General features: G+C 60.2%; 5 protein-coding genes and 1 riboswitch. Of the genes, 2 read left to right on the plus strand and 3 right to left on the minus strand.

Features of this window, described 5'->3' with window-relative positions; all coding sequences use genetic code 11:
• Nucleotides 1-9 precede the first annotated feature (9 nt).
• Together BLS60_RS21725 and BLS60_RS04760 are read left to right on the plus strand one after the other, a co-directional pair.
• Complete coding sequence (locus BLS60_RS21725; protein WP_208597282.1) at nucleotides 10-8,484, plus strand: beta strand repeat-containing protein; 8,475 nt, start codon at nucleotides 10-12, stop codon at nucleotides 8,482-8,484.
• A gap of 72 nt (nucleotides 8,485-8,556) precedes the next feature.
• Complete coding sequence (locus BLS60_RS04760) at nucleotides 8,557-8,895, plus strand: tryptophan synthase subunit beta (protein ID WP_070883277.1); 339 nt, start codon at nucleotides 8,557-8,559, stop codon at nucleotides 8,893-8,895.
• On the opposite strand, the gene lapD is transcribed toward BLS60_RS04760, so the two are convergent.
• The 3 genes from lapD to BLS60_RS04775 form a co-directional block, all read right to left on the minus strand.
• Nucleotides 8,896-10,827 (minus strand): cyclic di-GMP receptor LapD, encoded by a 1,932-nt coding sequence (gene lapD, locus BLS60_RS04765; protein ID WP_092365363.1) that lies wholly within the window; start codon nucleotides 10,825-10,827, stop codon nucleotides 8,896-8,898.
• A gap of 20 nt (nucleotides 10,828-10,847) precedes the next feature.
• Complete coding sequence (gene lapG / locus BLS60_RS04770; protein ID WP_070883350.1) at nucleotides 10,848-11,507, minus strand: cysteine protease LapG; 660 nt, start codon at nucleotides 11,505-11,507, stop codon at nucleotides 10,848-10,850.
• Nucleotides 11,508-11,809: 302 nt separating this feature from the next.
• Entirely contained in the window at nucleotides 11,810-12,259 is a 450-nt protein-coding gene (locus BLS60_RS04775) for a hypothetical protein (protein ID WP_092365366.1), read from the minus strand.
• A 334-nt stretch (nucleotides 12,260-12,593) separates the two neighbouring features.
• Nucleotides 12,594-12,696: riboswitch (guanidine-I (ykkC/yxkD leader) on the plus strand.
• Nucleotides 12,697-12,751: the final 55 nt, after the last annotated feature.

The following is a 12,751-nucleotide window of genomic DNA, read 5'->3' on the forward strand; positions in this document are numbered from 1 at the left end:
GGCACGACCGTGCTGACCACAACTGCCACGGTTGTGGCGGGTGGTACCTACTCGGCAGATGTACCGGCGGCTCTGGCTGAAGGCGCTTACTCGGTTGATGCCAAAGTCACTGACCTGGCTGGCAACACCGGTTCGGCCACTGATAGCGGTGCTATCGACACCACCGCTCCGGCCATCACCGTCGATGCTCCGGCGGTCAGCAATGACACCACCCCGACCATCACCGGCACCACCGATGCGCCGGTGGGCAGCACCGTCACCCTGACGATTACCCAGGGCAACACGGTCATCACCGTGAGCACGCCAGTATTGGCGGGCGGCACTTACACAGTCGACATGCCGCAAGCCTTGGCTGAAGGTCCGTATACCGTGGGCGCTCAGGTTACTGACCCTGCCGGAAATACGGGCAACGCGACTGATAGCGGTGTTATCGATACCATTGCCGGCGACACCGGCGCTGCACCAATCGTCACCATCACCGAAGACATCAACAACGACGGCGTGATCAGCAAGGCTGAGCTCAACGGCCCAATCGATGTACGCGTAGATCTTCCGGCCGGTGCAGTTCTTGGCGATACCCTGGTGATCACCAACGGCACCGCGCCGCAGACCATCACCCTGACTGCTGCGCACATCGCGGCTGGCTTCGTCAACACCACCTTTGCCAATCCAGGCGAAGGTCAGACCCTGACCGTCGATGCGACGCTTCAAGATCAGTTCGGCAACACCTCCAACAAAGGCACCGACAGCGCCACGGTCGACACCCTGGCCGGTGCTACCGGTGCTGCACCAATCGTCACCATTACCGAAGACGCCAACAACGACGGCGTCATCAGCAAAGCTGAGCTCAACGGCGACATCGACGTCAGCATCAAGCTGCCAGCCGGTGCAGTTGCTGGAGACACCATCAGCATCACCTCGGGCAATGTCACCAAAGACATCATCCTGACCGCGGAGCAAATCACTGCAGGACAGGTCGGCACGACTTTCCCAAGCCCGGGCGAAGGTCAGACCATCACGGTCGATGCCGTGCTTAAAGATCAGTTCGGCAACACCTCCAACAAAGGCACCGATAGCGCCACGGTTGACACCCTGGCCGGTGCCACGGGTGCGGCTCCCACCGTGGAAATCCGTGAAGACATCAATAACGATGGGGTTATCGGTCAGAACGAGCTCAGCGGTGCAATCGATGTACGGGTCGGGTTGCCGACCGGATCTGTGGCGGGCGATACCATCAATGTCACTGATGGCGCGACCACGCAGAACATCAAGTTGACTGAAAACGACATCACGGCCGGGCACGTCGACACTACCTTCGCCAATCCTGGTGAGGGCAAGACCGTCACTGTCGAGGCGACGCTTCAGGATCAGTTCGGCAACACGTCTGGCAAAGGCAGCGACCAGGCGCTGGTGAACAGCAACCCCGTCGCCAACGATGATCCGGTTGGCAAAATCTATACCGTCAAAATCGGAGACCTGAATGATGCGGGGTCTCAAATCAACAACTGGACAGCGACAGACAGCAACAGTCAGAAGACGAGCATCGTGGCCCAAAACGGCAACGGTGAAAGTGCTGACTTGCTGCAACTGACGGTGGACCGTAACCAAAATGCGCTTGGCGTAGGCGGCACTCCACGGGCGTCGGGTTCACCGACACCCGATCAAATCGAATATGACAGCCTGACCGGCAAGAGCGAATCGATTACGCTGAATTTCAGCGGCAATCTGAATCACGCCGATTTCACAGTCAGCCGACTCATTCCCGGCGAAGACGGTGGCGAGCAAGGGCGCTGGGTAGCTCTTTATCAGGGTGTAGAAGTTGGCAGCGGCACCTTCAAAAATAGCGGTAACGGCACCGGCAAGTTTTCAATCGACACCGGCAACCAGGTATTCGACAGCATTCGCTTCGAAGCCATTCCGACGGTCAATAACAGCAATACCCCCGGGGATAGCTCGGACTACTTCCTCACAGGCTTTTCTGGCACGGGCCCGGCGGCAGCGAACGGCACTTATGTCATCAATGAAAGCCAAACGCTGAATATCAATCAGACCAAAGGACTGCTCAGCAACGACTCGGATAGCGACGCCGGGCAAACGCTGCAGGTTGTTCAAATCAACGGCCAGAACGTGCCCGCCAACGGCAAGGTCGCGCTCGCCACAGGCATGCTCACCATCAATGCCGACGGCAGCTTCAGTTTTGCCGCCAACGATAACAACCTGAAGTCAGGGGAGCTCAAGACTCAGACCTTCGAGTACACCATAAGCGACGGTTATGGCGGCACCGCCACAGCGAAAGCGACCATTACCATCGTTGGTACTGAAGTTGTTCCGAGCATCGCCAGTGTCAGTGCAGCCACTGATACTCAAGGTCAGCAGGTGGATGAAGGTGACCTTGCTGTTTTCACTGTCAAACTCACCAATTCCAGTAGCACCAGCACTACGTTCGACTTCGCACTTAAAAGCGGTACGGCGACGGCGGGCAGCGACTTCAAAACCGGCAGCGCGGATCTGCAATTCAGCAATGGCGTTATCTACAACAGCGTCACCGGCAAGATCACTGTGCCCGCCGGCGTCACCGAGTTCACCGTTGGCGTACCGACCATTGATGACCTGCAGATCGAACCGAATGAGACCTTCAGCCTGACTATTGGCGGTCAGTCGGCACAAGCCACGATCTACGATAACGACAGAGGCATCAACATCGTCGGCGGCAGTCAGTTTGCCGTATCGGAAGAAGGCTTGGCTGGCGGCGTACCTGATAGCACCGGCAGCAGCGATACCACCAATGCGGTGGAATCCAGCGGTGCGTTCAGCCTGAACGGCAGCGGCGTCGGTGCGGTCTGGACCCTGACCGCGCCACCAGAGTCGCTGACGTCCGGCGGTGTTCCAGTCACCTGGAGCCTATCTGCCGACGGTAAAACGCTGACTGGCTCTGCCGGGAGCGCGAAGGTACTGACCGTCACCATCGACGACAGCGGTGCTTACAAGATCGTGCTGAGCGGCAAAGTCGACCACCCGGATACCACTGCCGAAGACGCTCTGCAGGTCAACGTTGGCGTGCAAGCCGACGTCAATGGGGTAACCCAATCTGCCAAGCTGCCAATCAGCATCGAGGATGATGCGCCGGTCGCCCATGGCGGTTCGATTACTGTGACATCTCCAGATGCGGCGAACGTAGCCCCTGTGGCCAGCGCGGCCGCCGGTGGTAACTTGCTGGGGATAGTCGGTCTATCCGCTCTGAATTTGATCGACCTGAGCACCCGCTCGGCGTTTGGCGCAACCGACGTCAATAACAACATCAGCAAAGTGGAGCTCAATTACAGCGCGCTGGTATCGCTGGGTGGGCTGCTGGGTGCTCGCGAGTTCAGCATCTCCAAAGCACTGGCAGCGGAATTGGGCCTCAACGTGGAGATCACCAATAACTCGGGCATCCTCGGTCTTGTCGGTCCGTCTTCACACGTGGTCATCACCTCGCAGGATGGCGGCCCGATCGATAACCTGGCAGTGAATGAACTGCTGGCAACAGCCCGCCTGGGCGGCGGTGCGATCACTGCGGAAGTGCTGAATGCCACCAGCATCACCGTGACCGACACCTACGGTGCCAGCTCCACCGCTTCCATAGGCGCGCTGGCGGATGCCAGCGTACTGAGCGGTACCGCCGCGAATCCTTACCTCAAGGAAGGTGACGATACCAGCAACACGCTGACCGGCACCTCTGGTGATGACCAGCTTTATGGCCATGGCGGAAACGACACCCTCAATGGCGGCGATGGCAATGACATCCTGCGCGGCGGCGCCGGCAACGACACCCTCAATGGTGGCGCCGGCAATGACATCCTGATCGGTGGCACCGGCAACGACATGCTCACTGGCGGAGCCGGCAAGGACATTTTCCGCTGGGAAAAAGGTGATGCAGGCACAGCCGGCAACCCTGCAGTAGACACTGTCACGGACTTCACTCTGGGCACGGACGTTCTGGATCTGCGCTCCGTCCTGCAAGGCGAGAACCAGGGCAACCTGTCCAATTACGTTCGCGTGACTGTCGATGGCAGCGGCAACACCGTGCTGCACATCAGCAGCACCGGCGGCTTCAGCAACGGTTATAGCGCGGCGCTGGAAGACCAGACCATCGTGTTGCGGGGCGTGAACCTGCAATCAGCCTATGGCACTACCGACAGCGCGAAGATTGTCACCAACCTAGTGAATAGCGGAAACCTGGCGGTCGACCTTAAAACCATCGGCGTCACTGGCAATGTAGCGCCTGTAGCCGGCGTCTCCAGCGACGGTAACCTGCTCGGTCTGGTGGGCTTGTCCGCCCTGAATCTCATCGACTTGAGCACACGCTCGGCCTTTGGTGCAACTGACGCCAATAACAACATCAGCAAGGTTGAGCTCAGCTACAAGGCGCTGCTTTCACTGGGGGCCCGCGGCTTCACCTATTCTGCGGCGTTGGCGAACGAATTGGGCCTCAGTGTGGTGCCCGTGAAAAACTCGGGCGCCCTGGGTCTGATTAATACATCTTCAGGTCTGACCATCACGTCAAAGGATGGCGGCCCGATCGATAACCTGGCGGTGAATGAGCTGCTGGCGACGGTGCGTCTGGAGGGCGGCGTGATCAATGCGCAGGTGCTGAATGCCACCAGCATCACCGTGACCGACACCTACGGTGCCAGCTCTTCGACGTCAATCGGCGCTCTGGCGGACGCCAGCGTACTGAGCAGCACCACAGCGAATCCGAACCTGAAAGAGGGCGACAACAACGGCAACACGCTGACCGGCACCTCTGGTGATGACCAGCTGTATGGCTATGGCGGAAACGACACCCTCAACGGCGGCGATGGCAATGACATCCTGCGCGGCGGCGCCGGCAACGACACCCTCAATGGTGGCGCCGGCAATGACATCCTGATCGGCGGCACCGGCAACAACATGCTCACTGGCGGAGCCGGCAAGGACATATTCCGCTGGGAAAAAGGTGATGCCGGTACAGCAGGAAAACCTGCGGTAGACACCGTCACGGACTTCACCCTGGGCACGGATGTTCTGGATCTGCGCGCTTTCCTGCAAGGTGAGAGCCTGGGCAATCTGTCCAATTACATCCGCGTGACCGTAGACGGCAGCGGGAACACCGTGCTGCATATCAGCAGCACCGGCGCCTTCGGCAATGGTTATAACGCGGCGCTGGAAGACCAAACCATCGTCTTGCAAGGTGTGAATCTGCAAACGGCCTACGGCACGAACGACAGCATGCAGATCGTCACCAAGCTGGTTAACAGCGGTAATCTGGCGATTGACACCGCGGCCTACTTCACCACGACCGGCAACCTGGGTCAGTTTGGTGGTGATGGAGGTCATGTACAAAGCATCGCCGTAGGTGGGGTGACATACACCTACAACGCCACTGCAAAAAGTATAAGCGTCAACGGTACGTCAGCCTCGGTAACTGGCTACAGCTTCGATGCAACCAGCAAGCAGCTGACGGTGACTACAACCAAAGGCGAAGCCATCGTCGTCAACATGGAGACCGGTGGCTACCACTACAGCGCTAGCCGTCCATTGGTGGCCGGCGAGAACACTAACGTGGGCTTTACTCTGGTGGACAACGACGGTGACACTGCCTCCAGCAGCCTGCAATTCAACGGAACGGGCACACCTGTGGTCATCGGTGGCGCTCCCGATGCCGCGGACGATTCCTACTCCTTTACCGCCGGCCTTAAGGCCGAGTACTACGGCTATAACGACTCAAGCACCGGTGCCGGCAACAACGGCGCCAACCTGACCAACCTGAGCCAGGTTCGCCAGTTCATCGACAGCCACAACCCTTCGGCGACCTTCAACGCCACCAAGCTGGACTACGGCAACCTCAGCAATGCGTCCGGCCTGGGCAATGGCACCAACCTGCAGAATTTCCTGGGTGTGAACACCACCACGGGCAATGGCACCAAGGCCAACTCGCTGTCGACCGATCCAGGCAACACCTCTGACGCCATCATCAAGATGAGCGGCTACGTCAACCTTGCGGCCGGCACCTATGACTTCAAGGTAACGGCGGACGATGGTTACAGCATCCGCATAAACGGGCAGGTGGTCGCCGAGTTCAACAATATCCAGTCGACCTCCACCGCCACCGGCAAGTCGTTCACCATCAGCGCGGCTCAGGCCGGCGCCCAGCAAATCGAGATCATCTACTGGGATCAGGGCGGCGACGCACGTCTCAAGGTCGAACTTGGCCAGGGCGGCACCTACAAGGTCGTCGACTCGGACATGCTCTATCACGTGCCAGCAACTTCAAGCTTGGTGGTCGAGTCCGGCGACAGCCTGACGATCGCTGGCAGCACCCTGCTGAGCAACGACAAAGATCCGGATGGCGATGCGCTTTCCATTATCAGTGTGCAAAACGCCACCAACGGCACCGTCAGCCTGAACAACGGCAGCGTCATCTTCATGCCGAAGGAAGGCTTCTACGGCGACGCCAGCTTCCAGTACACCATTAGCGACGGCAAGGGCGGCTCGGACACCGCGACAGCCACCTTGAAGGTGACCAAACCGGCTGACGTGATCCACCTGGCTGGCGACGGCGCCAACGACAATGGCGACAACACCGTTCGCGGCGGCAATGGCAATGACGTGCTGCTGGGCGACACCGGCGGTACGTTGACCACCCTTCAGCCAGCAACCAACTACAACATCGCCTTGTTGGTCGACACCTCCGGCAGCATGCAGGGTGATCGCATGAGCCTGACCAAGAACGCGCTGTCGAACTTCGCGAAAACCCTGGCGGGCCATGATGGGGTCGTCAACCTCACCCTGGTGGGCTTTGCCGGCGACGTTACGCTGAGCGCCAAGGTGGGCGACCTGCAAAATGGCACCAAGCTCGACAGCTTGTTGGCCGATATCCAGCGCCTGACTGCCAATGGCGGCACCAACTATGAAGCCGCTTTCAAGGAAGCGAGTGCCTGGTTCGATGTGCAGAGCGCTGCCGGCAGTACCAAGGCTGCGGGTTACGAAAACCTCACGTTCTTCCTGTCCGACGGTGATCCGACCTTCTACTACAACGGCAACACCACCACGGTCAGTGGCAATGGATCGACCACCAACGATCAGGTACTGCTGGGCTCGCTCGATACCTTCAACGTGCTCGCCGGCAAGAGTGCCGTGCAGACCATCGGTATCGGTTCGGGTGTCAGCCAGAAGAATCTCAGCTTCTTCGACAACACCACGGACGCGCCCGCGTTCAGCTACCTAGCCAACGGCTCGGGAGCCACGCTAGCCAACTTCGACAACACCACCACGGGCTGGAACAACCTTGCCAATTGGCACACATCCGGCACTGGCTTCTCCAGTGGTTCGGTCGGCCGTAGCGGCGACGCCCTGATGATTCGCGATACGGTGGGTGGCTCTCCCGTCACCGCCACAACGCCGTCGCTGACCATCGCCGACGGAGCGTTCAGCAGCCTGCGGTTCGCCTACGGCACCTTGGATGCCGGCAACGGTGACTCGCTAAGCTGGAAACTGCAGCAGCTGGTGCAGGGCGTCTGGACCGACATACAGACCGGCGGTGGAACCACTGGCGACTACTGGACTACCGCAGAAACCTCGGTCGTCGGCGCAGGGACTTACCGGCTGGCATTCAGCGTCGATGACAAGTCGGCGAACTTGGCCAATGCCACCATGTGGATCGACAACATCACCCGGGTTGATTACACCCATGTGCCGGTCGGCAAGGTCGAAATCGTCAATTCGGCCGATGAACTCTCGGCCGTCCTGCACGGTGGCTCGAACGCTAACGTGCCGGTAAAAGTCGGTAATGACACCCTCTACGGAGGCGATGGCGACGACATCATCTTCGGCGACGTGATCAACACTGATGCGCTTCCATGGGGAGTCAACGGTAACCCGACCAAACCAGTCGACCTGCCAAACGGTGCCGGTACGCACGCCCTGGAAACCTTCCTGGAGCTGAAGAACGGCATCGCACCGAGTAATGCCGACATGTACGACTACATCCGCGCCAACCACGAGACCTTCAACGTCGCGGGTGACACGCGCGGTGGCTCTGATCACCTGTACGGCGGGGCCGGTAACGACATCCTCTATGGTCAGGGCGGCAATGACTTCCTGATCGGCGGCGCGGGTGACGACATCCTGTTCGGCGGCGCGGGCGCCGATACCTTCGTCTGGCAGAAAGGTGACTTCGGCAAGGATGTGATCAAGGACTTCAGCGTAGCCGAAGGCGATACCCTCGACTTGAGCTCACTGCTTCAGGATCACAGCAACAATCTGGACGGTTACCTGAAACTGGTGACGGACAACGGCAGCTCTACCTTGTTGATCAGTACCAAAGGTGAGTTCAACAATGGCGACATCACCACGCAACAGGTTGCCGCCAAGGCCGATGTACAGATCGATCTGGGTCATGCCAGTCTGGCGAGCTACGACATCAATACACTGATCGCCAACCACACGATCAAAGTCGACCCATGATAGGCCTAAGCCCCGCCACACTTTCGTGGCGGGGCGCTAAGCTGTACGCATCAGCTGTATCGGAGAAGGCGCTTGTTTTATATAAAACGTAATGCCGAAGGCGAATTGCTGCGTGTGCAGCCCGAGCCTTTCGAAGGGATGAACGGCGAATTGCCTGCCGACAGCGAGGAAGCGCGCGCCTGGTTTTCCAACCAGAACGTGGAAAGCAGCCTGCTGCAGCTCAAGCAGAGCGACCTGGACATGATCCGCGTGCTCGAGGATTTGATCGATCTGCTGATCAAGAAAGGCGTGGTGCGCATTACCGACCTGCCGGAAGCGGCCCAAAGCAAGCTGATGGGCCGTAGCCGCGCACGTGATGCATTAGGCGGCGCGAACCGCCTGATCAACGAAGAAGAGCGTGGCCTGATCTGATCAGGCCCAAGCCGCCGGTTCACTGAACAGACGGCCTTGCACACCGCTTACCCCCATCGCCTGCAACACTTCCCACTCCCCGCGGGTTTCCACACGTTCTGCAATCAATGGTAGATCGATGCTGTTGGCCGCGCGCTGCATGGCTTCGATAAACAGGCGTTTGTCGCCTTCCTGATCGATACCACGGATGAAGCTGCCGTCCACCTTGAGATAGGCCAAACCCAGCTTCGCGAGGTTACCGATCATGCTGAAGCGGCCGCCGAAATGCTGCAAGCCCAGCTCAACGCCCAAGCTGCGCAGCTTGCGAGTCATTGCCTCCAGCTCGATCGCGCCCGGCAACTGACCCTCGTCCAGTTCCAGAATCAGCCGGCCGCTCACGTCCGGATTCAGTCGCAAGCGCTCGTAAATCTGCTGCAATGCCTGCGGGTCACGCACGGTAATGCCGGACAGGCTGAGCGCCAGCTTGCCTTCATGGTCAGGCAGTTGCGCCAGCAGGGCGTCGAGCATCACCAGATCCAGGCGCGCAGTCCAACCGAAACGCTCCAGCCAGGGCAGGAAGCGGCCCGCGGCGATGGTCTCGCCCTGCTCGTCCAGCAAACGGGCCAGCACCTTGTTATGCAGCACCTGGGTTGGGTCAGCGGCGCTGACTACAGGCTGCACGTACTGCAGAAAGCGACCCTGCTCGAGAGCGCTGTCCAGCAGGCGGTGCCAATCGTTGTGTTCGTCACTGACGGCCGCCTTCTGGCGATGCTCGACAAAGGCCCAGTGCGTACGAGTCTGGCTGGTCGCCTCGGCGAGTGCTGCGTCGAGCGCGCTATAAAGCTCGTTGCTGGTGGCGCCAGCCGCGAAGGTGGTGATACCGATATGCGCCACCGGGTGGCAATCACTGGCACCGGTCTGCTGCAACGAAAGCAGGCCAGTGCCCAGTTTCTCGGCCAACTGTTCGGCTTCCTGGCGATCGATACCAGCGGCCAGCAGGGCGAACTCGCCGCCGCGATTACGCGCCAGCAGATAACGCCCCTGGCTGACATGCTGCAGCTGCTCGGCTACTGCTTTGAGTAGCTGATCCGTGCGCTGCCCGCCGATACGCTGGTTGAGGCCGATCAGGTCGTTGACTCGCAGCAGGAACAGCACGCCGCTGCTGGCCCGTTCCTCACCCGTCAGGCGGGCCTGCAGATCGAGGTCGAAGTAGCGTCGGTTGGCCAGCCCGGTCAGGCTGTCCTGATAGGCCTCGGCGTGCAGCTTCTCGCTGCGCGACGCTTCTTCGTCGAACAATGCCTTGAGCTTCTCGACCATCTGGTTCATGGCATTGACGACGCGGCGAAACTCCGGCGTACGCGGCAGGTTGGGTGCACTAAGGAACTCACGACGGGCAATCGCATTGGACTGCTCGACCATGTATTCCAACGGGCGCAACTGCCGCTTGAGCAGCAGCACGCCCAGAACGATGCAGACCAGGCTGATCAGCGCCAGCCACAGGAAGGTCGCATAGGCGTTCTGCCACAGCTTGGCGATGGCGAAGTAAGGATGACTGATCACTTCCACCCGCGCGGCCTGATTCCAGCCGTCACTGACGATGGCATCGCCCTGGGCCGGAGCCAGGTCCACCAGGTTCACGAACCACTGCGGTGCGCCCTCGCCCAGGTTCGCGCCGGACCGCTCGACCAGCGCTTTTTCGTCCGCGCCGATCACCCGAATGCTCTCGAAATAGCCGCTGTCGAAGATCGAGCTGACCATGAGTTCCATCATGGCCGGGTCGTCCAGGTGCGAGCCGAGCGACAAGCCCAGTGCCGTCGCGGCGTCTTGGGCGTGGGCACGCAACTGGTTGACCTGCTGCTCGCGTGAGCTTTCCACGTTGACCACCACGCTGCCGGCGAAACTCACCAGCATCAGCACGCAGATAGCGACACACAGCTGCTTGAACAGTGACATGAACGACTCCTCGCTACGCCTCAGGGAAACCCTTCGGCACGCATCTTCTTCAACAAATCCTGCCAGCGCGAAAGGCGCTTGCTGTCCCCTACCTGCTTACCGCCGGCTGGCCCTGGCACCCAAAGCCCTTCGGCGTTGAAGGCGTACACGGGCACCAGATCACGGCGTTCGGTGGCCGGCTCAATGGCATCGATCAGGTTATCCAGCACCAGTGGCACGGAGGTAGGAGTGGGGTAATAGGTTAGAACCATGTGCGCCTGATTGAGGCGCACCGCCTTGACGTAGGTAATGCGCAGCTTCTCGCTCGGCACACCCAGTTCACGCAGGCTGAAATACTTGGCGATGGCGTAATCTTCGCAATCGCCGGCGCCGCGCAGCAATGCCTCGACCGGGGTTGCCCAGTAATCGGCGACACCCCAGATCTCCTGGTCATCACGAAAGCGCAGTTGCAAATTGAAAAACCGGTTAACGGCCTTGAGCTTATCGGCCTCGCCAGCGTTGCGTTGCTCGTCGAGCAACCGCTGCCAGGCATCGATTCGGGGTTTACCGGCACCCAGAGGGCCATAGAGTTGCTCGGCGCGGGCGGCGATACGCTGGAAATCCCACTGCGCATGCAACCCGCCAGCGGCCAGCGACAAGGCGAGCAGGCAGGCCACCAGCGCAGGCCAGCGGTAACGGATTGAGAGAACGCCAGAACCGCCGATGGGCACGACAATGCTTCCAGATAAGCCACTGCGCCATGGTGCGGCGCAACCGCTTAAAAAACAATTGCCAGATTGCCACTACAGCACACCGATAAATGAGTTGTCGGGAGCACCCGAGCGCAGCGAAGAACAGGCAAATGCATAAAGCCAGGGGCCGCAGCTGAGGGCTTTCAGCCTGTGATCAACGTGGGATGACGCTGCGCGGTTGCGTTTGGAAATGCCCCTGGCCGACGAACCACCTGATGCGCTTGCGAGCGCATCAGGTGCGAAGCGGGCGATCAGCGCTCGCGAGTCCAGCCGCGCTGCAGACGCTGGGGCGCCTCACGCTGCTGCCACTGCAGCGGCGCGGTACGCTGACGTTGTTGCTGCTGATAGTGATGGCGCTGCCCTTCCCAGCCAGGGCGCGGCGCTGGGCGGTAGTCACGGCGGTTGCGGTCATGACGCTCGTGGTAGCGCGAGTCGTAACCGCCGGCCTGGTTGTAATAGCGCGGAGGCGGAGGCGGCGCGTAATGCCGCGGCGGTGCATAGCGACGGTCGTAACGGCGGTCCTCGTAGACATACACCCGCGGGGCGCCATACACCTGCGAGCGCTGCTCGTAGGCACCGGGATAGTACTGGCGATCATAATCTCGATAACCACCGCTGTAGCCGCTGTCACCGTAGACGGCGCATCCGGTTAGCGAAAAACCCAACAACGCGACGAGCATGGATATGGATTTACGGATCATGAGGCGGCCTCCTTCGACCGCGAAACGCACATCGGCGGCTGCCGATGCCGGGAATGCTCCCAAACCATCAGACACTCCACTGCTGAGCGAATGCATTCCACTCGTCGCAGAGTCGATACAAATGATTTCAGCCAACGTACGCGCGCGCCGCACCGCGCTGCGCCGAAACCGCGCAGCCCACCAACCTGGCGCACCACAAAAGCGCAGCACAGTGTCATGCACAAGCAGGAAGCAGCGCGCCAGACGCTTTACCCCGGCCTGGCACGATCCTCGCTTACACCCTTGTGTGCAGGAAAGCCCCCCGGCAGTAGCCGGGACAGCGGCATCACAATTCGCAATAGCTGACTAGGGTTCCGGTTCGCCACCAGGCGAATGACTGGTCCGAGAGTTGGCGACCTCCTCGAGGGGTTACACGGCGGGACAAAAGCCCGGGAGAACGCGCCCCCAGCGATGGGAGATGCCGCGCACTCCTGCCCGCCCTTTCTCGAACTG

It is taken from the genome of Phytopseudomonas seleniipraecipitans (assembly GCF_900102335.1).
Classification (GTDB): Bacteria; Pseudomonadota; Gammaproteobacteria; order Pseudomonadales; family Pseudomonadaceae; genus Aquipseudomonas; species Aquipseudomonas seleniipraecipitans.

Excerpts from the sequence above, each read along its gene's own strand:
- lapD (WP_092365363.1), bottom strand. The coding sequence starts at position 10,827 with ATGTCACTGTTCAAGCAGCTGTGTGTCGCTATCTGCGTGCTGATGCTG.
- BLS60_RS04775 (WP_092365366.1), bottom strand. The coding sequence starts at position 12,259 with ATGATCCGTAAATCCATATCCATGCTCGTCGCGTTGTTGGGTTTTTCG.